Source organism: Acinetobacter sp. Tol 5 (assembly GCF_019702905.1).
Taxonomy (GTDB): Bacteria; Pseudomonadota; Gammaproteobacteria; order Pseudomonadales; family Moraxellaceae; genus Acinetobacter; species Acinetobacter bereziniae.
Window position 1 is genome coordinate 2892781 of the sequence record NZ_AP024708.1, and the last position, 25797, is coordinate 2918577.

Genomic DNA, 25797 nt, shown 5'->3' on the forward strand with positions numbered 1-25797 from the left:
TAGTTTTAATTTGTTTTATATGCAAAACTATTTTTTACATACAAACAATTCAATTTATATCAGTCTAGAGCAATAGATTCAAACCGTTTTATTCAGACATCATTTGAGATAATTTTTTATTTATGTGATTTTTACTAAGATTGATCGATTGCTATATCTTCAAATCAACTGCCCACACCTGCATCAAAAATGTCAAAAAACTTCTAAATTTATCGTTTAAATAAGACTGAATAAAATCTTGATCAGGTTTAAAATTTTAATGAAAAAGAAAAAATAGCTTGAGATTGATTAAAAAAGTAAAGTAAGACTTATAGCCATAGATCACCTGTTGCTGCATTTAAATTGAGTCATTTCATTTCATGATAATTTTCAAGCATTTTAGCATCATATTTTAAACTCAATTTTTCAGACTTATTCGTCTGTTTCATCATGTCAATGAGCCGTCATAAAGATGACACTCAGTTGTCACAAGCGCTGTTTATGGTGTGGGCATCTTTAATTATGGATGAACCAGATGCTAAAAAACTCAAAGCAATTGCGCGCGTATTTTTATATTTTTCCCATTCTACTGCTGCTTACTGCTTGTAACGATTCCAATGATGATCATTCTACGGCTCAACCTGATGGTTCCAAAAAACCTGTTATGCGTTGTGCACCATAAGTCTTAAATATAAACATTTAATTAGGAGAAATATTGTGATTGATCGTCGTCAGTTTTTAGCAAATACCCTTAAAACAGGTTTTGGGGCAGCAACTTTATCAGCCTTTCCAGCCAGTATTCAAAAAGCACTCGCTATTCCCGCCAACAATAAAACCGGAACTATTCAAGACGTTGAACATGTCGTCATCCTGATGCAGGAAAACCGTTCATTTGACCATTATTTTGGGACACTTAAAGGCGTTCGGGGCTTTGCAGACCGTATCACTATACCTGTACAAAATGGGCGTAGCGTTTGGCAGCAACAACGAAGTAATGGTGCACTACTTACCCCGTTCCACTTGGATGGTTCAAGTAATAATGCTCAACGTGCACCGGGAACAAACCACACATGGGTGGATAGTCAAAAGGCATGGGACAATGGGCGTATGTCCAACTGGCCAACCTACAAAACTGATTATGCGATGGGTTATTTCAAAGAACAAGAAATTCCATATCAGTTTGCCTTGGCAAATGCCTTTACCATTTGTGATGCTTATCATTGCTCCATGCATACGGGTACAGATGCCAATCGCTCATTTCATTTAACTGGAACCAACGGCGCAGTACCGACCAGCACTGCCTTCGTAAATAACGAATGGGATTGGATTGATGGTGATCCGAAAAATGTGGATATTGGTTATACATGGAAAACTTATGCTGAACGCTTAGAAGAGGCTGGAGTCAATTGGATTTGTTATCAAAACATGCCAGATGAATGGGGAGATAACATGTTAGGTGCATTCCGTACCTTTAAAAAAGCCAATATTGATTCTGGTTATCCTGTTTCAAGTGGTGGTGCACCTAATAGCCCATACAATGCCGCAGCACAGAAACTACCATATAAAGCCTATGATGCCAGTAAGGACAATGCGAAAAATCCACTGTATAAAGGGATCGCTAACACATTACCTGGCAATAAACCTGAAGAGTTTTTAGATGCATTTAAAAATGACATTAAAACAGGAAAATTACCCCAAGTTTCATGGATCAATGCCCCTTCAATTTATTGCGAGCACCCTGGACCATCAAGCCCAGTACAAGGTTCATGGTTTATTCAAGAAATATTAGATGCTTTGACTGCGGTACCAGAGGTTTGGAGTAAGACCGTCTTTCTGATCAATTTTGATGAAAATGATGGTTATTTTGACCATGTACCATCGCCATCTGCTCCAGCATTACTTACAGATAACACCTATGCAGGTAAATCTACACTTAGCCAAACCGATATGCAGTATGAATACTATGTTCATGATGCACCTCTCGGTAGTAGTGGTCAGCCTAAAAAAGACAATGGCGTTTATGGACCTGGACCTCGAGTACCTTTGTTTGTGATTTCTCCGTGGAGCCGTGGTGGCATTGTTAACTCACAAGTCTTCGACCATACTTCGGTATTGATGTTTTTAGAAAAACGTTTTGGGGTCAAAGAAACCAATATTAGCCCATACCGTCGTGCGATCTGTGGGGATTTGACCACAGCATTTAACTTTAAAACACCTAATGAAGATGTATTGCCTGAATTAAATGGTAAACAAACTCGTGAACAAGCAGATCAATTACGATCAGCACAACAAAAATTACCCAATGTGCCAATCCCAACCAATTTACAACTTCCAATTCAAGCCAGTGGTATTCGTCGTTCAAAAGCTTTGCCTTATGAATTACATACCAGTGCACGTTGTCAAAGTGATGGAACAGTAAAACTTTTGTTTACAAACACAGGAACCCAAGGTGCAGTTTTTCATGTGTATGACAAATTAAATCTAAGCCGTATTCCACGTCGCTATATCATCGAAGCAGGTAAAACTTTGGATGATGTCTGGAATGTCAAAAAGGACAATCAAGGTCTCTATGATCTTTGGGTCATGGGGCCAAATGGTTTTCACCGTCATTTCAAAGGTGATTTGAATCGAAATCAAGATTTGCAGATCAATCCTGAAATCCGTGTTTGTTATGATATTGCTAATGGCAATGTTTATGTCGATCTGAACAATACGGGTGCTAAAGATACTGAGTTTGTGATTACCCCAGTGGTTTATCGAACTGATTCGCCTTTAAAAATCACGGTAAAAGCAGGTCAAACTTCAACTCAACACTGGGAATTAAAAGATGCTTGGCAATGGTATGATTTTGCTGTGACCTGTAGTCAAGATGCCAAGTTTTATCGCCGTTTTGCAGGGCGAGTGGAAACTGGCGAAGATTCTATAAGTGATCCTGCAATGGTCTAAATACTCAGGGCTGATCCCCATTTGATTCATCAAAAAGCCGTTTAATTTTAATCAACTAAACGGCTTTTTTATTATTAAATAAGTTATTGCTCTTGGCTCAAGTTTTTCATATCGCTTGATTATTTTTGAGTCAAGATATTCTCTGTCTATTCAGACCATATTTCAATTCAACGCTCGGATAAATCAACGACAAGTTTGTCATTTGATTTATCCCTCAAGTCACGATAATGTATTGATTATTAATTTATAGCTAAACCATTCTTATCTTATTTTTAACCAATGTTGTTGATCAATTAAAAACAATCATTAAGAAAGTATTAACAAGCGAATTTATTTGTAGAATGCAGTCATCTACCGAGGAAATCTCATGTTTGTCGTATTAGTTGAAGATGATCCCTACATTGCTCAAAGCATATTGGCTGCACTAGATTATTTAAACATTTCAGTTGAACATGCACGAACAGCTCGTGAAGCTGATTATTTTATCCGTCAAAGTTCAGTAGACCTGTGTTTATTGGATTTGGGGCTTCCAGACCAAGATGGCTTAGAATTACTTGCATCATGGCGAAAAGATCAAATTCATATCCCTGTTCTAGTCTTAACCGCACGCAATCGAACTCAACAATGCATTGAGACATTAAATGCTGGTGCCGATGATTACCTCACTAAGCCTTTTGATTTAAATGAGCTTATTGCGCGAATATTGGCATTGTCACGCCGCTATGCTGGCTATTCTTCCAATATATTACAGATGGGTGAGCTCAAAATTAACTGTGAGACACAAGAAGTTTTTTATCAAAATCAATTATTAAGCTTGTCTCGACGTGAATACAGTTTGCTTGAAATCTTTATGCTCTATCCAAATCAAATTTTAAAAAATGAACAACTGATTGATAAAATTTACGGCTTTCAAGATTCTATAGAAAGTAACGCAATCTCAGTTCATATCCATCATCTAAGACAGAAAATTCATAGCAATATTATTCAAACCGTTCGAGGGGTCGGCTATATCTTAAAAAATCCGGAGCAAAGCAAGTGAAAGGATACAGTCTCAAATGGAGGCTCGTGGTCAGTATTACTGTTATCTTTGTATTACTGTGGTCATTTGTTTTCTTTTGGCTTTATTTTGATTTAGCCAAACGTTTACAAAACACCTTAGATGAACGTTTATCAGCCTCAGCACATATGGTGATCCGTTTAGTCCAACAGCTCCCTCTACAAGACATTCATTCAGCACTCCAACATGAAACTCAGGATATTAATCATCCAAATCTGATCGCCTGTGAGGTCTCGGTTTTTAGCTCAAATATTGCCGTTGAACAAAAAATCGTGGCTCGAACTCGTGGTGCGCCAGAAAATCTACAGACACAAAAAACTGGTTTTAGTACATGGCGTTATCAGAATACAGAATGGCGCAGTTATGTCATTCAAAAAGGCAATATTCAGGTGGTAACTGCTGAAAAACTACAACTACGCCACTCATTGCTCAAACAAATTTTACAATCCGTTTTGATCCCACTGATCGCTACACTCTTTTTATGTATTCTGTTGATTTTATGGATTATGCGAGTGGAATTTCGTCCGCTACAAAATATTTCCAATACCTTGATTAAGAAAAAACAGAATTTATCGGAATCCGCCCTCTATTTGATTGAATTGAAGTCACAAAATACTCCCAAAGAAATCCAGCCATTTGTGGACAATTTATTTGATTTAATTCAACAACTTCATAAAAGTCTTGAAAATGAAAAGAGTTTTACCGCATTCGCTGCACATGAGTTGCGTAGTCCATTGACCGCAATCAAAACACACGTTCAACTGAGTAAACTCATGTTAGCTCAGTCTCAAATGACAGATCATGCGGCATTTAAAAACCTTGAACAAGCAGAACATAGTATTAATCGCTATGAACAACTATTAAAACAACTGTTATTGCTCAGTCAGATGGAGGCTATGACTTTACAAGCATTTCAGCCTGTCTCTACAGATATTGGTCAAAGTTTAAAGCAAGTTATGCTTGAACTTGAGTCGAACTACCCTGAAATCAGAAACAATTTAAACCTGACTATAGCGGTTGAGCAAACTATTCAAATTCCTGAAACTGAGTTGAATATCATCTTAAAAAATTTGATTGAAAATGCATATATTCATTCAAATTCTCAGCAAACAATTGAAATTCAATTAATAAAAGGTAAATTGATGATCATTGATCATGGTATCGGACTCGCTGACAATGAACTAACTTTATTAACACAAAGATTTTGGCGTAAATCGTCGCAAAATAATGGGCATGGATTGGGCTTATCTTTGGTTAAATTGATCCTTGAACGCTACGGTTACTCCATTCAATTTAGTCACAACCAACCACAAGGTTTAAAAGTCACCATCTATCTCGATAAAAGGCTCTAAAATAAACTCTTGGCATTTTTAAAAGCGTCATTTAATTCGATACATTAAAATCCGTGAAGATGTTTTCATTTGCGGAATAATTGACATTAAAGTAGTTAAAATAATGCCCATTCGACGCCAACCTTTAAACTGATTAAATAAATAAGTCTGCCCATATTTGAGTTTAGGATGCCAAGCTTCAATCGCTTTGTCGTCATCTAGACCAAACTTAAAAGTTGCTTTGGTTTTACTCACAGTGTCATGTAATGATGATTTGGTGCTCATCCATTGATTCAGCATATCAAAATGTACTTCTGCCCCTGAAAAACGTTCTGCCAAACCGATAAGAACTTGTTTATTTTGTGCTTCATTAAAATACATTAACACCCCTTCTATGACGAACATAAAGTCTCCTTGAGGGTGATCTTGTTTCAATTGATCCATCCATGTTGTTGTGAGCATGGAACTGGCAATTAAATGTTCATTTTCTTGTGGTGATAACAGTTTCTTTCGTTGTTCTATCACTTCATCGAGATCGAGTTGATAAAATTGTGCTTGCTGAGCACTTTCACCAATACGTTGAAGGCGTGTGTCTAATCCGCACCCAACAAAAACAACTATTGGGTTTTGATGGCATTGAATAAATTGCTTCACCTTCTGATCAAAATGATTAGAGCGAATTGCAACCCCAACTGAACTTGCGGTTTTATTTTTGTATTTTGAAAAATCATAATCAATTTTTTCGACCAATTCACAAGCCGTTTGATCGTTGATCAGAGGAACTTGTTTTCGTGTTTCTACGGACTTTGCATACAATGTAATCAATAAAGTATCAGCAATTTCATCTTGTAAATTCAAGGCAATCTTATTCATTGTGCTTTCCTTATAAAATTAAATATCTTTTTTGAACTGATTGATGCTCACGTTCAAAAGGGAAAAATTCACAAAAACCAAGTCTCCCCCCCGACACACTGTTTTATTTCATTGATCAACATCATGAAAAGTTAGACATCATGCTAAGCCTAATGCAACATAAATGCAAATAAATATCATTATCATTTAATCATATTTTTTGAATGAGGAATCTACACATTTTCTTGATGTATTTCTTTTATTAACTGATGTTACGCAGTAACTCTAAAATTAAATTTTGGAGCTAGAAGAATATGGATACGCGAAAACGTCATCCGCAATTGCTTGAGGCAGGACTCCTTCTAATAAGTAAAGTTTCTGCGAAACTTTGAATATTTTGACGATAGTGAACGAGTTCTGCGGTGAGCAGCGATGTCGCTGCGCAAGATAGTTGCCCTTGCGGAGCTTTGCTCCTCATGCCAAAACAAAAGTACATCGAGCCGAAGGCTATTCCATAAATTTAAACTTTGGATGTAAGACTCCGTCGTGTAAATTTAGCTTTTTCTTTTTCACCTACTTAATTTAAATCAAGTGCGTAACATCAGTTATTAAATTTAGAAAAATTAATGGGCTTATTCATTTAAAGTAAGAAAAAATGCTGATCTTTTCATGGCAAAAATTGAATATGGATAATAATTTTATCCATATTCAATCAATGATAGTTTTTGATTGTTACGAAGCCCAATGAAAAAATATTGAGTTTTCCATCCAATCAAAATTTGAATGTATATGTTCCTAAAATACGGTTTTCTATAAAATCTGCGCCTGGAGTATTTCCTGCTCCGTATTTAATATCAGCACGAATATGCCGCCACTCAGCACCTAGACCTTTAAATTTTCCTTGTGGAACGATGTAACTAACAATCAGATTTTTTTCAGTTTCTTTATTGTCCTTTAATCCTGCTCGATAAATACCACTTCCATTTAAATAACGTAATGTCAGTTTCAAACCTGGAATTCCGTTGTCTTTAAAATCATAACTATATAAAGCATGCCAAGTGAATTCTTTGGCTTTATAGAAAGCAACCGATGACCACGTTTGTAAATAGCCTTGTGGAACAAAGCCATTTAACAAAGGAATATTATCTTCTCCTGAATTTTTCTGTATGCCTAAAGACAATGTATTTGCACCATTTTGCATAGTACTTTGCAAACTCTTGGATTGAGCATCAATCTTTCCAAAATAAGCATCACCATCCTCTTTGTAATTGAAATAGCGAGTTTCAACTTTAAATTTTGTTGCGCCTATTTGATTTGAATATGCTGCACTGACATAGTGTTGTTGATAAATATCTTCAAGTTGTCCAAACCAATAAGCACCATTCCAATGCGGTGTCAGCTTATAGTCCAAACCAATGAAATTTAATCCATCACTGCGTTTACGAGGATCTGTCGATGCTCCTAAAGTAAATTTCCTAAACTCGTCATCATCACGTGCATTGACATGCGTAAATCTACCGGCAGATAACTTTAAATTTTCAATGTCTTTGCTTTCCAACATTACACCAGCAAAAGTTGTGATCAGTTGGCGAGAGTCATCCATGAATAATACGGGCGTTTTTGGAAAAAGCTCACCAATTTTGAGTTCGGTATCCTGATATTTTAATTTTAAAGTCGCACCCAGTTTTAAATAATCTCGTGCCTGACGCCCTTCAGATTGATCATATTTAAAAATGGTATCTGATCGTTCGTCATAACGATCCCTCAGACGCAATGCATACTGCACACCTAAATCTAATCCAAACTGTACGGGTGTATTTGTATAGCCAGACTCAAAACGTCCCATCACAGCTTGTGACCAACTCCCAATATCTTTATTTGTACCTTCAATGTCCCGTTCCATATAGAAATTACGTAAATAAATACTTTTTTCACTATTTTCTAAAAAGTCTGCATGAGCAGCATGAACATTTAAGTAAGCTAAAGCGGTATAAAGTGCGATTTTTTGCACTTTATAAAATACATTTAATCTCAACATAGGAAATCCTTTCCTGAAAGCTTAAGTTTTTGTTTATTGCAACGATGGGACCTTTACCCCGTTGTTATCTCAATCCAGTTCACTTTAATAAATTAAATAAAAATCAGTGCTATATAATCTTTAAGTGTTTTGGCTTAAGCTTAAGTATTGGAATTATTAATGTAATTTTCCATATCATTAAAAGTATATTGTCATACCTTTTGCTAAATCCCCATCTCATCATCCATTTTGACAGGCACAACATACATCACTCAGCGATTAAAGCTAAAATACAACAAAGCTCCTACTCGCTGTATTTGACCTAGTACCCTTCGAATTGCAAGGGAATTCCTTCTTCTTCAAATACCTGTTTAACGCACTCTAACACTTTGGATAAATAAGGACTTTGATCCATATTTCTTACCGCTAAAGAAATCGGACTATATGCTTCCATATCTAATATTGGGATATAAACTAGATTTTTCATTCCAATATCACTGGCACTTTCAGGAATAATACATACCCCTTCACCCGATGAAACCAAACCTAATGCCATATGGATTTCACGAACTTCTATCATGTTTTTTGGCACTAAACCTAATTCAGTGAAAATAGATTGAATCAACGTAGAAAAATTAGGTTTTTGTGTTGCCGGATAAGAAAATATCGATTCATCAATAATTTGAGATAAATAAATCCCTTTATGGACATACTCAGTCAGATAATGATTTTTATGAATTGCTAATTTTAATTTTTCTTTGCGCAGTAAAATTCGTTTGATTGCAGGATCACTGATTCTCAAACGTCCAAAACCCAAATCAATTTTTCCAAGCTTCAAAGCTTCAATTTGATCTTTGGTTCCGTATTCGAGCAACTCAACCTGAATATCAGGATTATTTTGACGAAATAAGTAAATAATTTGTGGCAACAAAGCATACAGTAAAGAACTGACATAGCCGATCCGTATAATCATATTGATTGAACTGATACGCTTTGCCATAGATGTTGCTTGTGCAGTATGTGTAAGAATTTGCACAGCATGTTGATAAAAAAATTGACCTGCATCTGTTGTTCTTACGGGTCGAGAACCCCGTTCAAATAACAAAATACCCAGTTCTTCTTCTAACTTCTGAATTTGTCTACTTAAAGGTGGCTGAGCTATACATAACTTTTCCGCAGCTTTGGTAATACTCTGCTCTTCAACGACCGTGACAAAATAACGAAGATGTCTTAATTCCATTTAATTGCCCTGCTTTGTTGAATTTCCATAAGATACAAACCCAACAGTCACAAATATAAAATATATTGAGTAATCAGCTTGGTGTTTAAGCATGATCCAATCATCCTTCATGGAACATTAATAAAGTCACAACATCTCAACTTTAATCACACCAAAACTGAACAATCCCACTCAAAACTCGCTTAACTTATAGAACGCTCCATCTTTAATATTTAAAAACAACAGCTTTAAAATACAGATCTATAAATTTGATCTTTTTCTAGTCTCCAATGAATAAAAAATATTTGAGAGTCTGATTTATAAACATTTGATTAAAGTAAAAGAACCAATTCAAGATCATATAAAATAAATATATAAATCATATTCTTAATAAATATTCATCATTTTAAAATAGACTTTTAAAAATGCATTTTGGAAAAAGTATAAAGATATACCTTACAAATACTAGAAAATTACATATAAAAATAACAATAATTTTATCAACAATGCAAGCCCGTACGTCTTTAAGCTCACTATTTTTAGACCGATGCCACTGAAAGTATTGTTTTCTCATAATAATGAAAAGGATATTTCAATTGAAACTAAGCATATATAACCCTCAGCCACTCCGTTTAGTCGATTTGCTCAAAGCTAGTGTTTTAAGTTGTTTCTTTCTAGCAGGCTGTAGTTCCTCTTCACATCTAGAGTCAAATCAACCACAAAAGCAAGTCAGCATTAAACGAGATAATTATGGGACACCTCATATCTATGCAGATGATACATATGGGCTTTTTTATGGTTATGGTTATGCGGTAGCAACAGATCGTTTATTTCAGATGGAAATGTCTAAACGCACGGGCTTAGGCACTGTTGCGGAAGTACTTGGGTCAGAATACCTTCAATATGATATCGCAACACATAGCCGCTTTAACCCAGATGAAATTAAACGGCAAATTGCGCAACTTTCCCCTGAAGATCGTGCCATTTTTGATGGCTATGCCGCGGGTTTCAATAAACGCATCGAAGAAGTATTGGCAAATCCTGAACTGATGCCAAAAGAGTTTATTGATTATGATTTTCAACCATCGCTATGGGCATCAGAAGATATTGCAATGGTTTGGGTTGGTTTAATTCTGAATCGATTCTTTTCTGCCAGTTCAGAGGTCTCAAATTTAGATTTACTGACACAACTTCAGAAAGAAAAAGGTCAAGTTACAGGTTTAAAACTCTATCAACAATTGCGTTGGCTGGATGATCCAAGCGCTCCAACGATCATTGAAAGTGATCAAAAAGCACAAATCTCAGTGCATCAAAAAGCGCAAGTAAAAAATATTTCACCGATCTCAGATCAAGCCGCTCAGCAATATCTCGCTCAAGCCCGAGTCGCAATGGGTAAGAATGTGGTCGATGGTGTTCCTACTGCAAGTAATGCATGGGTTGTCAAAGCAGATAAAACGGTTGAAGGTCAAACGGTTTTATATAATGGTCCACAGCAAGGCTGGTACACTCCTGCAATTACTTACTCCATAGGATTACATGGTGCTGGTTATAATCTGACAGGGATTACACCAGTTGGATTACCTGCAATTTTATTTGGTACCAATGGTAAAATTGCTTGGGGTTCGACAGTCGGCTCTCTTGATACTAACGATATTTATCAACTCAAATTAAATCCGAATAATTCAAAGCAATATCTCTATCAAGGACAATATATTCCTTTAGAACATCGTCAAATGAGTATTAAAGTACGTAATCAAGCAGACCATGTTTTAGATGTTTATAAAAGCAAACAGGGCTTTGTCAGTACATGGGATGAAAAAAACCATACCGCATATGCTCAAAAACGGAGTTGGGAAGGTCTAGAAATTGAAACCTTATTAGGTTGGGCAAATGCAGCTAAGGCAAATAACTGGAATGAGTTTCTTGATCAAGCCAAGCGTGTTGCAGCATCTATTACTTGGTTTTATGCCGATACAGAAAATAATATCGGTGTTGCTGCATTGGGGCGTTTACCGATCCGCCCTGAAAATCAACATATTCAGTTGCCAGCTCAGGGTGATGGCTCAATGGAATGGCAAGGTTTTTATGATTTTTCGCATAATCCCAAAGCTTATAACCCAGAAAAAGACTATATCAGTAGTTGGAACAATAAGGCTTATGCTGGCTTACGTTCAGACTCATCCAACTTTTCCTATGTCGATCGAGTCAATGAACTAATAGAACCTTTGACGAGCAAACAAAAATTAAGCCAGCAGGATATTTGGGACATCAATAAACTGGGGGCTTGGTCAGACCTGAATGCACGCTATTTTATTCCTGATATGGTCAAAGCGGCTCAAAGTCGTAAATCTTCGTCTTTAGCCAAAAAAGTCGCACCATTATTAGCAAGTTGGGATTTTAAATTACGCCCTGACAGTGAAGGAAAATTTTATCAAGGTGCAGCTCCAGCGATTATGCGAACATGGCTCAATCACATGATAGAACTTGTGCTTAAACCTCATTTATCTGAAAATATTTATACACGTTACACAGATACACTTTATCCAGTCAACAATGATCCGAGAAGTACTCAGCCAGCCAGCGCATCGAAACTCATCTGGAATGCATTACAGGGGAAACAAGCCACGGTTCCTCAAACCGTTGATTTCTTGAATGGTCAATTGCCTGAAGATGTGGTTTTGATCGCACTTGAAAAAACATTGCTCGAATTAACTAGCCAATATAACTCGAAAGAACCGAGTGACTGGAAAATACCTGTCGCGACTATGGGTTTTTCAAACAAAAATTCTGTCGGTATTCCTTGGGCTGATCAGGCAAATCAACAACAACTCAACACTTATGGCAATACTGGAAGTGCGACTTTCCGTGTGGTATTAGATCCTAGCCAAGTGACAATGTGTTCTATTCTTGCCCCAGGTCAAAGTGGCTTTATTCATCGAAATGGTCAACTTGATCCACACTTTGCCGATCAGCTTTCATTGTTTGAAAATTACACTTGTAAAAATGATGCGGTCAGTCAAAAGCAAATTGATCAAAATACCCAACAAAGTATCACGTTAAATTATTAATTTTGCAAAAAAAATAATATGCGTTATAATTGATTTTAAAGGTTCCTTTTCCTATTCACTTAGGGTGAAGGTTCTCTGTATAAAAGAATTGTTCAAACAAATCTTCGTTGAAGAAGCCTATTGAACTCAATAACTTTATTATTTGTTATACAACTTCTTAGAATAATTTTATAATATTGATATCTTCGCGATTTTTTCACTTCTGTTAGGGACAGGATCTGAGTAATAATTTTCTTTATTTTGAAAATAAATATCAAAACTTTCACTCATAAAAGCATCATGTTTACTTTGCTTTTTATAGATTCTAGCGATTTGGGGAATATAATATTCAAACCAGTCATTTAAACTTTTAAAAGATGAATAGTTTCTTAAATGATCGAATAAATACTGTAAGTCTGTAATTACAGCCGATACATCTGGATTAAACATCCAAAGTGATATTTTCATTGGTTCTATTGCTGTCATCGTATAATTATCTCGATGATCCAAACGAGCTACTGTATACAGCTGTGCACCTTGTTCTGTAAAACGAGAACATAGCAATTTTGTCCTTTGTATCTGAGAATAATCTGTACCCACTTCTAACTCTTTAGCTCTTCTTGAAATCTCAAGACATTCAGGCAACTTTTGTATGTTTGAGCACGCAATTAAACTAAAAATTTCAAAAGCTCTTTGCACCACATGATACTCGCCACTCCCCGTAATCATGCCCTCTTCCCAATAGTGCATTTTTCTAATTTTTTCTTCTGAGAAATCTAAAAAACCATCCTCATGTAAAATGGCAGATTGATGATCAGAAGCCACGATGGCACTGTCTTTAAGTTGAATCGCAAGGATAAATGTCATTTTTGTAATTAACTTTGTAGTTTACTTAATAGGTATATTAATATAAATTAAATACAAATTTAACAACATCTATTATAAAAAGAGGAGTATATGGCAGCAGACTCTCAGTTAATCATTGGTAAAGATGGAATAACCTTTATTACACCACGAGAATTCAAAGTTCATGCAGGTCAACACCAATTTAAAACTGGTGAAAGAATATCTATGCCAATTTTCCCTTTACAACAACCCATCTGTGTAGAATGTTTAATGGATGCGGCTAACCGAGGTTTGGGAATTATCAGGCGATGATTATAACAATAAAAGATTTTGATCAATTCATTGAGAATAACCAAAAAAATCTAGGATTCTATTGTCTAATCGATGGTGCTCAGATCGACCATAAACAAATTACGCATATTGAACATACCTTTGGCTCATGTGATTATCTATTTAAGGATACCTTTGAAGAAGAAGCTTATTTATTTGGCGGATTTTAATTCATTTACCGTTTATTCAATCTTTACAATTCGAGAATATTATCAAGTTGATGAATCAACATAATGCGATGATTTTTTTCAAAAGCGCACTCAACATAAAACAATTGAAAAATATATTACGTGAAAAACTTTATCTTGAATTAGAAGATGGAGGAATCGGTATTTTGAGATTCTATGACCCACGAATTTTAAATAGACTTCACCAAATCTTAACGCCAGAACAAAAAAAAGAGTTTATGAACGGAATTGATGCATATTATTTTAAACTCAATGACTTGGGGTATGAGATCAACAATAATGAAACTTAATCAAAATCAGATACTCAGCCTAGAATCATTAAAAGATAGAGATGAAATATGTGAAAGTATTTACAACGAAATTTTAGAAAACTCGTTATTACTTTCGATTTATGATCATGAAATACAACATCTTAAAACAGAAATTTATAACAGTTTTGATTTACTCGTCACTCAATTAATTACAGATAACGGTGTCATGATTGAGCTCATCATTTGGAATGTAATTCTTAGAAAAAAATTTTTATTTGATGAAAATATTCAAAAATTTATCTTTGCATCGAATGTTAAAGCCAAAGATTTATTATCAGTCTTAGAGTACGAAATGAATTAAGGACATAAAATGGATAACCTCTCTACTTTGGTACTCGGTTGGGCTGGTGTTGGTGATCAACCGAATCCTACAAAAACAACACCAAAGCCTCAAATTGGACAACCTACTCCTACGTCACCTAGCATAGGTGGTAAGCCCATAGGTGTGGGAACAGGAGCTGTCATTTTCGCTGGAATTCCAAATACTAGAGAAATTCCGTTATCTCCTGAAGCTTTAGAAGATTTAAAGAAAACTGCCAAAGAAACACAAGAAAAAATCAAAAATAAAGAAATCGATAAGGAAAAACAAACCAAATGTAAAAAATGTGAAGCTTTTACGTTTGGCAAAAAACATCGCAAGAAAATTTCATTTGGTGATCCCGATAATGCCAAATATCAATTTAAAATATCCAATATGTTAAGTGATCCATTAAAGTTTAGAGCAGGCACGCCTTCAGTTTCAGAGGGAAAAACAAAACCTTCGACCCTGATTGAAGAATGGCTTTTAAATGATGTCTCTTTTGATGGCTTATGGCCAATACCATGTACACTGGTTGAGGCTAAAGGAAATTATGCGCAGTTTTTAGCAGAATCAAAAAGAAAAATCCGAGAATTTATATATCAAGGTCTTATCAAAGAAGCAGGCAGGCAGAAAACAATCAATTTAAGATATAAAACTACTAAATTAATTTGGTATTTTATAGAAGAAGATGCAAAAAAGCATTTTGATGATGTTAGTGGTAGATTAGTTACAACCGTATATGAGCCCCTGTAAATAGAGATAAAAAATGGAATATAATTTACATGCTTTATTTTATAAAGCCTTATCGAATTCTGATCAAGAGATTCAGCAACAATTAAAAGCTTTAGAGAGTATCGTTCTTGAAGCTCAAAAATTACATCCTATTTTTTCAAATCTTTATATTAATAATGCGATTAACCCATCTAAACCTTTGGGTTATTCATTTCCAGGTCAAGAAGCTTTTAATTATTTATATAATACTAGAAAAAAAGATCCTTTTGAATCAGTGCTTTTATGTAATGGAGATGATAAAACCACTGAATATATCAGTGTTGCGTTAAGTAACATCGGATTGAGATTTGGACTTGAAAATCAATTAAATACGGAAATTTTAAAAAAGCTATTCCAAATAATGCTTACTCATTTAAATTTTAAATATATTTTTATTTATGATGACTTTTTTAGAGATATTGTTGTTTTCGAACACAGGCATCCTGTTTCAGCAATATGCTATGTTCCACAAATCATAAGTGAAAATTCCATTCCCCACTTATATAAAAAAATAGATGTTTTAAATGATCTCAATCAAGGAAGTATCTTGATTTTTGATGAAAATATTTTTGAAGAATCTGGTCGTATGAAAAAAATTATTGAAGAAAATGCGATTGCTTTAGTTGCCTTAAATGCAATTCCTGAAACTGAGCTGGATTCAGATTTTTTTAGTGAAGTTGATTTGTGATTTTGACTATTGATGATAAGGCTTTTTGATATGGAATATAATTTACACGCTTTATTTTACAAAGCCTTATCGAACTCTGATCAAGAGATTCAACAACAATTAAAAGCTTTAGAGAGTATCGTTCTTGAAGCTCAGAAATTACATCCTATTTTTTCAAATCTTTATATTAATAATGCGATTAATCCTTCTAAACCTTTGGGTTATTCATTTCCAAGTCAAGAAGCTTTTAAATATTTATATAATGCTAGAAAAAAAGACCCTTTTGATTCAGCACTTTTATGGAATGGAAAAAATGACAGCGCTGAATATATAAGTATTACATTCAGTAATAGCGGATTGAGTTTTGGACTTGAAAATCAATTAAATACGGAAATTTTAAAAAAGCTATTCCAAATAATGCTTACTCATTTAAATTTTAAATATATTTTTATTTATGATGACTTTTTTAGAGATATTGTTGTTTTCGAACACAGACATCCTGTTTCAGCAATATGCTATGTTCCACAAATCATAAGTGAAAATTCCATTCCCCACTTATATAAAAAAATAGATGTTTTAAATGATCTCAATCAAGGAAGTATCTTGATTTTTGATGAAAATATTTTTGAAGAATCTGGTCGTATGAAAAAAATTATTGAAGAAAATGCGATTGCTTTAGTTGCCTTAAATGCAATTCCTGAAACTGAGCTGGATTCAGATTTTTTTAGTGAAGTTGATTTGTGATGACAATGATTTTGTCTTCTCTCATCCTATACGACAAAAAGCCAATAACTGAACTTAATCAGTTACTGGCTTTTATAATCTTATGCAATTCCTGCAATATCCTTTAAGATTTTTATAAATACTTCCTTTTCTTGTTCAGGGTATTTTTCAAAAACTTCATTTTGATGACTGTCTGCAATATCAAATAAATAATGTGCTGTTTTCTTACCCTTTTCGGTCAATTTGAAAAAACCATCACTTTCAACCATTAAGCCATCTTTTTTAAGAATTGTTGCAGCCTGTTCAACCTCGCGCATCGGCATGGCAATATCTCGAGGTAAATCCGCTTTATTGGAAGCTGTTCCACTTCCCAATACCAATAATAAGCGAGCCTCACTGGTACGGAACCCTGTCACAAGCTGTTTAGGAATATAATCGGTTTGATAGAATTTAAACGCCCGACTCATCAGATAACACACATTACTGTATAAATGTCCTTGATGAAGTTGCCCTAAATCCTCTGGTTCAGCTTGAACAGTATCTTTCAACTGAAGCAAAGGGTGTGGAATTACCCCAGAATAAGCCCCTTGATGGTACACCAAAGGACTACGTCCTTGATCATGAAACTTCACCACTTTTCCAATAATGATCCAATGATCTCCACCTTCAATAATTTCATGTCGCTCACATTCAAACACAGCCGAACAATGGTCTAAAACTGGCGCTTTGCCGGCACCAGTCTGATAGCTTGTTCCCTCATATTTGTCGATATTACGGCGTGAAAATTTGTTGGATAACTCAATTTGAGAACCCGATAAAATATTCACAGCAAAATGAGTGGCTTGTTCAAATACAGAAAAACTAGATGAGTTCTTATCAATACTCCATAAAATCAAAGGCGGGTCCAAAGACACAGAGTTAAAGCTATTTGCAGTCACACCGACTTTTTCACCTTGATCATTTTGTGCGGTGACGATGGTGACGCCAGTTGCAAAATTTCCTAATGCACGTCTAAACTGCATCGGATCTATTGCGATTTCATCCATTGATTGTCGTGAATTCATTATTCTCTCCTGAATTTTTATCCTATTCGATGTCCTATCTTTGTCATCTCGATATCGTGGTTTAATCCAACTGATTAAATATCAAGGACCAACCGTGCTGACTTAGATCGAGAACAACACACCAATATTTGTTCATTGCTAGACTTTTCTTCATCTGTAAAGTACACATCACGATGGTCTGGTTCGCCTTCAATCACATCGCACATACAGGTACCACACACCCCTTGTTCGCATGACATCTCGATATCTATGCCTTCACGTGCCAAAGCTTGCAAAATCGTTTCTTCAGCATTGACCATAATGATCTTGCCACTACGTTCAGCCACGACTTCAAAAGCATCTCCGCCAGTTTCTACCTCAACCTGAAAATACTCTTTATGAATTTGCTGTTCGGGAAAATTTTGACTAAGGGCTAAGTTAATTACCCAATCCATAAAGCCATTGGGACCACACGTATAAATATGGCTATCCTTTTCGATGTCTTGAAGGGCGGATTGGAAAAACTCACGATGGTTGGCACCTTCCGATTTAAAATGAAAGGTGCTAAACGGTGCCAGCACACCATTTTTAATTTCATCGACAAAAGCACACTGCTCTGGGCTTGCTCCACAATAATGCAGCTCAAAGGAAGCGCCTTCTTGTGCAAGTTGATAAGCCATCGTAATCAAGGGTGTGATTCCAATACCCCCTCCTACTAATACCGAATGTTTAGCCTTAACCAATGGAAATAGATTTTTAGGTTCACTGACCTGAATCTGCATGCCATCTTTTAAGTCATCAAATGCAGATACTGACCCACCACGTGATTCAGGATCACGTAAAATTCCTAATCGAAAGGTACCAATCGCATTTGGATTTTGGCAAAGTGAATACTGACGTACCATGCCATTCGGCAAATGCACATCAATATGAGCACCTGCTTCAATTTTTGGTAATGCCGTTGAATTTGCAGACTCAAACTCCATGACTGCAACATTTCCACCTTCAACGTGACGGTTTCTGACAACCACATTATAGAGTATCGTCATGATTTATCTCCTTATTATGTGCTGAGCGCTAGGCTTAGCGCATAAATAATCCACCGTTAATATCCCACGTTGCACCAGTCACAAATGCAGCACTTGGGCTTGCCAGTAATGCACAGGTCTCAGCGATAAACGTCATACTGCCTAATGCCTTAACAGGGATATTTTCAATAAATTGCGTCATTTTTTCGTCGGATACTACGCTATGTACAATCGGAGACTCCATCGGTCCGGGAGCAATCGCATTCACAGTCACCCCTTTGGCTGCAAATTCTTTAGCAAAAATTTTAGTTAGGGTAACGATTGCGCCTTTGCTCGCTGCATAGTGTGCGCCTGTAGCAGTTCCACCATTTTGACCAGCCAAAGAAGCCATATTCACGATACGCCCATAACCCTGATCAGCCATGTATTTGCCAATAATCTGGCAAGCTTGGAAAGTGCCACGTTGGTTCACCTGTGTCACCCAGTCAAAATCCGCAGCAGTAATCTCTAAAACAGGCGTTGCCTTGGTCACAGTTGCATTGTTAACCAATACATCCAGTTTTGAGAATTTCTCTTGAATCCACTGCACTGCTGCATGAAAGTCAGCCTCTACTGAAATATCGAGTTTTAAGGCAAACATATTTTCAGCATATTGACTGCGTGCTTTGGCATTCTCTGCCTTTTCTAAGCTACTTGCTGAAATAATGACTTGATGTCCTTGAGCCGCAAAATATTCGGCAATGACATTACCCAATCCAGAAGCAGCACCTGTTACTAAAACCACCTGTTTCATTTTTCTGCTCCTAGAGGATATAACTGATACCCGCCAAGGTATCGGTCGAGTTAACTAAATTAATAATTTTTCTGTTGATTTTAAATCCATGCTCTGAGTCACGAACCAAATGAAATGTCACATCAGCGGTATAATGTTTTAGACTTTCCTTACGAAACTCACGTAAGTTTTGTGCGCAACGTAAAATAATTTCTCCATCTTGATTTTTTACAATGCGAACACGTGAGACACTACGTACAGTATTGGCTTTTGGTGCAGTTGAAATTGCCTCACCATTTTGTAAGCGTTGCACACGTAACTTACGCATATGATGATCGTCATAGGCATAGTTCAAATTATTTTCATAATCTGTCAGTTTGGGATCAATTGGAATAATATAGACGCCCTTCTCATTCCATAAATCTAACCAGTTATCATGCTCAGAGTGGTCCAACATATCTGCCTCAGCCCAAATAAAAGCTGTAATTTCATTGAGCAAATCTAAATCAATTTTCATGGCAATCTCCTTAAGCCGTCATCAACTTTTTCCACTGCTGATAAGCAGCACGCATGCCTGTTTCAGCACTGACATCACTCTTTAAACCATCATCAGTTTTCACTTCACCCGGTAGACCGCGATTTAACATGATCCATAAATCATTGCCTGCGTTTGCACCATGTTGTACACGTTCCCATGCCTCAGAATCGTCTGGAGTTCCAAAACCAAATGGTCCTTGGAAATGTTCATGTAGACGTAAACGATATTGATTGGCGATTTGTGGTCCACCATCCATGGTAATGACAGAGTGGTGAATTTCGGTTTCTTTGGCTGAAATAGGTTGCATAACTCGGAAGAAAGCCATTGAGCAAGCGATGTTAGGAAACAAATTCAAGTTAAAACCAGATCCGCCAACAGCACGTACGATGCGACGGACTTCCAATTCTTCATGACCTTCATCACGTAAAGCCTGAGCCAAGTCCTCAAAGCGCTCTTGGATTGGTCGCTCCATTAACTCTTCATCTAGATCGACCAGTTCAGGAATCATCACCATGACACTGTGACCATTGCCTAAGTCTTCGACAAAACCGGGTTGATTTTCAAAATTGAACAGTTCTTCTGTTTTCTCATCAACTGAGCTTAAGAAAGACTTATGTACTAAAGGGAAATGATAGGCATCCGTGGTATTTTCTAACTGAATTTTCCAGTTACCTGGGAAACGAAAACGATGCTCACCCAATACTTTGATTGGATACCCTGCACCTTGCTTCATAAACAGATCAATCCATTTTTTAGCAGCCCCCAAAAAATCTTCTAAGGGTTCGATATCCTGTTTAAAGGTGGCAAAAATCATTCCATTGTATTCTTCAACCCGTAAGCTCACCAACGGAAATTCAGACTTGTCGAGACAGTCGCCATAACTTTCGGGTGAAGGTACACCACGTAATGAGCCATCAAGCGCATAACTCCAACCATGATAAGGACAGACAAAACTATTGGTCTTGCCCTTTTTATGTTCGCATAGTGTTGCTGCACGATGACGGCAACGGTTTAACAAAACATGAACTTTCTTCTTACGATCTCTAACCACAACAACAGGTTGTTGACCTATATTGATCGTTTTATAACTTCCGCCTTCAGGAATTTCACTGGCATGTGCCACCCAGACCCAAGTGCTGTAATAAATTTTTTCCATCTCTTGTTCGAAGATATGTTCATCTTTATATAAAGAGGTATGTACACGATCACTTTGAACCAAATCACTGTAATCAACTTCAATGTTCTGCATTGGAATAATACTGTTCATATCAATTATCCTTTTCAATCTATCCATAGGTTATTGCTGAGACGGTACTGGCAATTTCGCTGTACTGTTCCAGTGGGATACGGGGCGACTAAAAATATTTTCAGTCTGGAAATGTTTAATTTTCCAACGCCCATTGGCTTGCTGTTTAAACTTCACTGTAAGTTTTGCGGCGTTTAAATGGCTTTGATCATTAGCAAAGGTTGAGGTTTGCAACATCAACCAACTTGCGTTTGCCTGTTCATCATTTATTTCAATTTGTTCTGAACTGACGAAGTGCGCATTCATCACAAAATGTGATTCTTTCTGGGTATAGCTTTTAAACATATTAAAAATGGCGTGCCAAGAATCATAACGTCCAAAAGATTGGGCATATTTTTCCCCAATCCCTTCCCATATACTGTCTGGATCAAATAAATCCATGAGTTCATCTAGATCAGTATCGGCATTTAAGCCATCACAAATTTCCATATAGCGGTTGATACAATTACGAATCGCATTTTGTGCTTCAAGTTGTTGTATCCGCTGTAAAAGATGCTGTAAAACGACTTGATCATTCATCTTTGCTTCATCCCTGTACTATTTTTTAATGTTGTTTATCAAACTATAGATAACCAGGTGTTGGCTTCATGCCAAAACTGACCAATGCCGCATTTTGTAAGGTGGCATCTCCCATAAAGGCATGCTGTGTCACCACATTGGTATCATTCACAAAACGGCTAAATGGATTGTGGGTATAGATTGCGGTCATACCTGCCAGCATTTGGATTTTACGTGTTACTTGTGCGCAGACTCTTGCTACATGGGTACATGACAAACGCATGTCACTAATCTGTTCCGCTGTTGGTGTACGGTCAGCAAGCACTTCATTCCAAACGATTTGCATGGTGTCATAGAACCAAACACGTGCTGCTTTAAACTCCGCTTCAGCCTGTGCAAATTCATATTGGGTCACCGGACGATTGGCAATTTCAGCCCCACCTGTAATTGAAGATTTACCCGGTGCCAACTTTTGAAACTCTTCAAGTGCTGCTGCCGCTACACCAATCCCGACCACAGTTAAAACCTGTGTTGCCAGTGACAGTGAGGGATATTTAAAAAATGGTTCGGATAACTTCGATGGTTCGCCACGAACAAAAGTCCATTCTTTTGCGACCAGAACATCTTTCACCACCAAATCATGACTACCTGTTCCTTTAAGTCCCACTGTATCCCAAGTCATTTCAATTTGTGCCTGTTGAGCAGGCATAACTGCCATACGTGGCAAACCTTGAGTTTCATTATTTTTTTGTGGTGAAATCCCGACTCCTACGATATCAGCCCCCATGCAACCACTAGAAAATTTCCAGCGCCCACTGACCACAACGCCTTCTTCAGTAATTTCCGCAGGTTGTGGTGGGAAAATACCTCCTGCAAAAACGATATCGGGACTGTCTTGGTATAACTGCTCAAGCGTTGCTTCAGGTAAACTGCCTAAATATGCAGGGCTCATCCCAAAGCTTGCAACCCAACCTACTGAGCCATCCGCTTTAGACAGTTGCTCAATCAATTCACAAAACTGTTTTGGTGACCATTCATTGCCACCAAATCGTTTCGGAACCAAAGCACGATATACACCAATTTTTTTGAGTTTCTCGATAATGTCCTGACTAACATAAGCTTGATTGTCAAACTCACCTGTACAAGCACGCTCGCGTATTTCCTGACATAAAGCGTCTAATTCTGCTGTTTTTGTGTCCATTACAAAATCCTTTGTCGCTAACTGATTCATTACCTGCTTCCTTGTAATTTATTGCCCTGCCTGAACGATATATTTCGCAATTGCACAGAGATATTCATCTGCATTTTGTTTTGCCACGATTTGTAAACCGATCGGAAAGCCTGATGCTGTTTGTAGGGGTATTGAAATTGCTGGGTGTCCTGACAAATTAAAAGGACGAACCAAACTGGTTAAATTCAAAAACGCCACTGTATTTTCAGCCTCACTCACTTTGGGTGGAATCTGTGGCAAGGTTGGTAAAATCAAGGCATCGAATTGCGCCAGTAAAGCATCAATTTCAGCCTTAAAATTGGCTTTGATTTGTTCTGCTTGTTGGACTTGATCCATTGTTGTTTGTGCAGCTTTGAGTAATCGACCGTTGACATCTGCTCCAACCAGTCCTGTTTCGGTTAAAGCTGCATATGCCTGCCAGTTTTCATAATTGATAATCTGCATACCTGCTTCAAATGCTGGATCAAACCATTTTGATTTCACCTTAGTCAGTGTCAAATTAGCGTTGGCAAGATAATTCTGAATGGATTCAATCACTACAGCATCAGCACTGACATCAAGCCAAGCGAGTTTTGGTGCCTGCGCTAAGTCCGTTAAAGGGTGAAAGCTTGGATCAATAATCTGCATTGCGGTTTCAATCATGTTGACTGACATTGCAAATGGTCCAACACAGTCCAAAGAACTTACCGCTGGATGCACGCCTTGACGACTGACTCGATCAAACGTTGGTTTTAAGCCATATACACCACAGCATGCAGCAGGCATACGGATTGAACCGCCTGTATCAGTACCTAATGTAAAATCAGCCAAACCTGCTGCTACGGCTGCCGCAGAACCACTTGAGGAACCACCGGGGATCAACTCAGGATATTTAGGATTAATTGCCGTACCAAAATGATGGTTAATGCCTGTAATGCCAAAGGCAAGTTCATGCAAATTGGTTTTCCCAGTAATTTGACAGTCAGCTGCCAAAATACGATCCACAACTTCTGCATTTTGAGTCGCAGCAGATGTATTCATTAACGCTTGGCTGCCTGCCATCGTTTTCATACCTTGAATGTCGATGGAATCTTTCACCATCACTTTCAAAGCACCTGTGCCTTTTTGTACCTCTTGTACAACGACATTCATTCACTTTTCCATGTATTTTTATAGTTAATATAAATATCGGAAAAAGTAATGTAATTGTCAAGATATTTTTATTGATAAACAACAAAGAAAAATAAATTTAATTTTTGTATAATGGGAAATATCCATTTTTATAAAGTTATTACTTGGCTATGCTGACTCATTTAGAACAATTTCTACCTAACAATGAACCAAGCAGTTTACAAAGCTACCCTTTTTTCTGGATCTCGCAAGTTAACGGAAAATATACCCAGCTTATTGAAAAATCGATTAAAAAATTAGGTATAGATAACACGCGCCGTAAAATTATCTTGAGTACTAATGCTTTAGAACAAGCCAGTATTACAGAGATTGCCAATCTTTCTACGCTCAAATTAACCACGGCAACCAAAGCGATTTATCGTTTAGTTGAAGATGATATTGTGCAAGTTTTTTCATCAGAGGCTGACGAACGAATCTCGATGGTCAAACTGACTGATAAAGGTAAAGAACTGGTTGAACAAATTAATCAGATCAGTCAGGTGACTTTGTCTGGGATTCTAAATGCCTTTGAAGATGAAGAACTTCATCAGTTAAATGCCCAACTCAAAAAACTGTTTAATCTCATGCCTTCGAGTTAAATTTGATCGTAAAAGCTCATCTCTATCGAGATGAGCTAAGTAGCAAAGTTTAAACGGCATCATTTTGTAAGATATTAAACAGTGGTTTTAACTGCTGGCTGGTGATTCGATCTGCAAATTGATGTAACACTTGCTGTTTGTAATCAGCAATATCAACCTGATCATAATTATAAAAGCCTTGTTTTTCACGTAAGCCATTGCGTTGTTGACGCATATTGTCAGCAATGATTTCAGGTGCTTGATAGCGATCTCCTAGCTCCCTCTGCAAATATTGTGAGGCATAATACAAAATATCACCACCACCCCAATCAATGAATTCTAATAATCCCAAAACAGAAAAGCGCAAACCAAATCCTGTACGAATAGCAATATCAATATCTTCAACAGAGGCTACGCCTTCTTCGACCATTCTTGCTGCCTCATTCATTGCCAATGCTTGAATCCGCGGCACGATATACCCAGCTTTAGCATTACATACAACAGGAACTTTGCCGATGTCATGCAAAAAGTGTTTTAAGTCAGCCACCACCTCATCTGAAGTTTCTTCAGAACGGCTTAATTCCACCAAGGGAATCAAATAAGCAGGATTCAACCAGTGTGCATTGATCACTCTCTCAGGATGAGAAATCATTTGCGCAATATCCGTGACCAAAAAGGTAGAGGTTGTCGAAGCAACAATACAATTGGCTAAAATATAGGGGTCTAGCCAAGCAAAAATTTCCTGTTTGAGTGGTTTTACTTCTGGAATAGCTTCAAGTAATAAATCACAATTGGATAAGATCTCGATTGATGCATCTCGGCTTAAAATACTAATTTGCTTATCTATGAATATATGCTGTTCAGCATTGATAAATTTTATTGTTTCAAGCAATCGAAGCTCTTTTTGCAAATCGCTCTGGATTTGATTGTGATAATCTTGGAATTCTATTTCACTTCGTTGCCTAGCATCAATTAACGCGACCTTAAGCCCTGCGTAGGCAAAAGCAATCGCCATTGCTTTGCCCATTCGACCCGCACCCAATATTGCAATCTTTGAAATTTTCCTCAT

26 protein-coding genes are annotated in these 25797 nt (G+C 36.9%); 13 read left to right on the top strand and 13 right to left on the bottom strand.

Going from position 1 to position 25797, the window contains the following annotated elements; all coding sequences use genetic code 11:
• Positions 1-435 precede the first annotated feature (435 nt).
• The 4 genes from TOL5_RS13460 to TOL5_RS13475 all read left to right on the top strand — a co-directional run bounded on the left by TOL5_RS13460 (position 436) and on the right by TOL5_RS13475 (position 5334).
• On the top strand, positions 436-588 hold the full coding sequence (locus TOL5_RS13460; protein ID WP_221260399.1) for a hypothetical protein: 153 nt from the start codon (positions 436-438) through the stop codon (positions 586-588).
• Positions 589-696: 108 nt separating this feature from the next.
• A complete protein-coding gene (locus tag TOL5_RS13465) occupies positions 697-2925 on the top strand; it encodes a phosphocholine-specific phospholipase C (protein ID WP_221260400.1) in 2229 nt (742 codons plus the stop codon).
• Positions 2926-3292: 367 nt separating this feature from the next.
• A complete protein-coding gene (locus TOL5_RS13470; protein ID WP_004831272.1) occupies positions 3293-3964 on the top strand; it encodes a response regulator in 672 nt (223 codons plus the stop codon).
• Positions 3961-5334 (top strand): ATP-binding protein, encoded by a 1374-nt coding sequence (locus TOL5_RS13475; protein ID WP_151780989.1) that lies wholly within the window; start codon positions 3961-3963, stop codon positions 5332-5334. Before TOL5_RS13470 ends, TOL5_RS13475 begins: the two co-directional genes overlap by 4 nt.
• Positions 5335-5361: 27 nt before the next feature.
• Here the strand turns inward: TOL5_RS13475 and TOL5_RS13480 are convergent, their stop codons facing one another.
• The 3 genes from TOL5_RS13480 to catM form a co-directional block, all read right to left on the bottom strand.
• Positions 5362-6186: a class I SAM-dependent methyltransferase gene (locus TOL5_RS13480; protein ID WP_100884966.1), complete on the bottom strand. Its 825-nt coding sequence runs from the start codon at positions 6184-6186 to the stop codon at positions 5362-5364.
• 751 nt (positions 6187-6937) lie between these two features.
• Entirely contained in the window at positions 6938-8203 is a 1266-nt protein-coding gene (locus tag TOL5_RS13485) for an OprD family outer membrane porin (protein WP_198114480.1), read from the bottom strand.
• Positions 8204-8504: 301 nt separating this feature from the next.
• A complete protein-coding gene (gene catM / locus TOL5_RS13490) occupies positions 8505-9422 on the bottom strand; it encodes a cis,cis-muconate-binding transcription regulator CatM (protein WP_009584605.1) in 918 nt (305 codons plus the stop codon).
• Positions 9423-9997: 575 nt separating this feature from the next.
• On the opposite strand from catM, the gene TOL5_RS13495 reads away from it, so the two are divergent.
• Positions 9998-12469 carry a penicillin acylase family protein gene (locus tag TOL5_RS13495; protein ID WP_221260401.1) on the top strand — a complete coding sequence of 824 codons (2472 nt, stop codon included), beginning with the start codon at positions 9998-10000 and terminating at the stop codon, positions 12467-12469.
• Between the two features lie 168 nt (positions 12470-12637).
• On the opposite strand, the gene TOL5_RS13500 is transcribed toward TOL5_RS13495, so the two are convergent.
• Positions 12638-13315, bottom strand: coding sequence for a hypothetical protein (locus TOL5_RS13500; RefSeq protein WP_151781721.1), 678 nt, complete (start codon positions 13313-13315; stop codon positions 12638-12640).
• A gap of 90 nt (positions 13316-13405) precedes the next feature.
• Here TOL5_RS13500 and TOL5_RS13505 point away from each other — a divergent pair, with 90 nt between their 5' ends.
• The 7 genes from TOL5_RS13505 to TOL5_RS13530 are packed head-to-tail and all read left to right on the top strand — an operon-like array spanning position 13406 to position 16606.
• Positions 13406-13606 carry a hypothetical protein gene (locus tag TOL5_RS13505; protein WP_009584604.1) on the top strand — a complete coding sequence of 67 codons (201 nt, stop codon included), beginning with the start codon at positions 13406-13408 and terminating at the stop codon, positions 13604-13606.
• Positions 13603-13794 (top strand): hypothetical protein, encoded by a 192-nt coding sequence (locus TOL5_RS22505; RefSeq protein ID WP_227560590.1) that lies wholly within the window; start codon positions 13603-13605, stop codon positions 13792-13794. Before TOL5_RS13505 ends, TOL5_RS22505 begins: the two co-directional genes overlap by 4 nt.
• A 50-nt stretch (positions 13795-13844) precedes the next feature.
• The gene (locus tag TOL5_RS22510; RefSeq protein ID WP_227560589.1) at positions 13845-14102 is read left to right on the top strand and encodes a DUF4123 domain-containing protein; all 258 of its coding nucleotides are present in this window, start codon (positions 13845-13847) and stop codon (positions 14100-14102) included.
• Positions 14092-14424, top strand: coding sequence for a hypothetical protein (locus TOL5_RS13515; RefSeq protein WP_151781720.1), 333 nt, complete (start codon positions 14092-14094; stop codon positions 14422-14424). The genes TOL5_RS22510 and TOL5_RS13515 overlap by 11 nt, the downstream gene beginning before the upstream one ends.
• Positions 14425-14433: 9 nt before the next feature.
• Positions 14434-15177, top strand: coding sequence for a Tox-REase-5 domain-containing protein (locus tag TOL5_RS13520; protein ID WP_151781719.1), 744 nt, complete (start codon positions 14434-14436; stop codon positions 15175-15177).
• Positions 15178-15190: 13 nt separating this feature from the next.
• Positions 15191-15883 (top strand): hypothetical protein, encoded by a 693-nt coding sequence (locus TOL5_RS13525; RefSeq protein WP_198114479.1) that lies wholly within the window; start codon positions 15191-15193, stop codon positions 15881-15883.
• Positions 15884-15913: 30 nt separating this feature from the next.
• Positions 15914-16606 (top strand): hypothetical protein, encoded by a 693-nt coding sequence (locus TOL5_RS13530; RefSeq protein WP_198114478.1) that lies wholly within the window; start codon positions 15914-15916, stop codon positions 16604-16606.
• Positions 16607-16686: 80 nt separating this feature from the next.
• Here TOL5_RS13530 and TOL5_RS13535 read toward each other — a convergent pair whose 3' ends face one another.
• The 8 genes from TOL5_RS13535 to TOL5_RS13570 form a co-directional block, all read right to left on the bottom strand.
• The gene (locus TOL5_RS13535; RefSeq protein ID WP_171064867.1) at positions 16687-17652 is read right to left on the bottom strand and encodes a p-hydroxyphenylacetate 3-hydroxylase reductase component; all 966 of its coding nucleotides are present in this window, start codon (positions 17650-17652) and stop codon (positions 16687-16689) included.
• A 71-nt stretch (positions 17653-17723) separates the two neighbouring features.
• Entirely contained in the window at positions 17724-18677 is a 954-nt protein-coding gene (locus TOL5_RS13540; RefSeq protein WP_151781137.1) for a PDR/VanB family oxidoreductase, read from the bottom strand.
• A 34-nt stretch (positions 18678-18711) separates the two neighbouring features.
• Positions 18712-19449 carry an SDR family NAD(P)-dependent oxidoreductase gene (locus TOL5_RS13545; protein WP_151781138.1) on the bottom strand — a complete coding sequence of 246 codons (738 nt, stop codon included), beginning with the start codon at positions 19447-19449 and terminating at the stop codon, positions 18712-18714.
• Positions 19450-19459: 10 nt separating this feature from the next.
• Positions 19460-19945: an aromatic-ring-hydroxylating dioxygenase subunit beta gene (locus TOL5_RS13550; RefSeq protein ID WP_151781139.1), complete on the bottom strand. Its 486-nt coding sequence runs from the start codon at positions 19943-19945 to the stop codon at positions 19460-19462.
• Between the two features lie 10 nt (positions 19946-19955).
• Positions 19956-21233, bottom strand: coding sequence for an aromatic ring-hydroxylating oxygenase subunit alpha (locus tag TOL5_RS13555; RefSeq protein WP_151781140.1), 1278 nt, complete (start codon positions 21231-21233; stop codon positions 19956-19958).
• Between the two features lie 30 nt (positions 21234-21263).
• Positions 21264-21791, bottom strand: a complete 528-nt coding sequence (locus TOL5_RS13560) for a nuclear transport factor 2 family protein (RefSeq protein ID WP_151781141.1) — start codon at positions 21789-21791, stop codon at positions 21264-21266.
• Positions 21792-21834: 43 nt separating this feature from the next.
• Complete coding sequence (locus tag TOL5_RS13565; RefSeq protein ID WP_005029794.1) at positions 21835-23001, bottom strand: acyl-CoA dehydrogenase family protein; 1167 nt, start codon at positions 22999-23001, stop codon at positions 21835-21837.
• An 18-nt stretch (positions 23002-23019) separates the two neighbouring features.
• Positions 23020-24132, bottom strand: coding sequence for an amidase (locus TOL5_RS13570; protein ID WP_151781142.1), 1113 nt, complete (start codon positions 24130-24132; stop codon positions 23020-23022).
• Between the two features lie 149 nt (positions 24133-24281).
• Here TOL5_RS13570 and TOL5_RS13575 point away from each other — a divergent pair, with 149 nt between their 5' ends.
• Positions 24282-24749 carry a MarR family winged helix-turn-helix transcriptional regulator gene (locus TOL5_RS13575; protein ID WP_004831289.1) on the top strand — a complete coding sequence of 156 codons (468 nt, stop codon included), beginning with the start codon at positions 24282-24284 and terminating at the stop codon, positions 24747-24749.
• 49 nt (positions 24750-24798) lie between these two features.
• Here the strand turns inward: TOL5_RS13575 and TOL5_RS13580 are convergent, their stop codons facing one another.
• The gene (locus TOL5_RS13580) at positions 24799-25797 is read right to left on the bottom strand and encodes a 3-hydroxybutyryl-CoA dehydrogenase (protein ID WP_151781143.1); all 999 of its coding nucleotides are present in this window, start codon (positions 25795-25797) and stop codon (positions 24799-24801) included.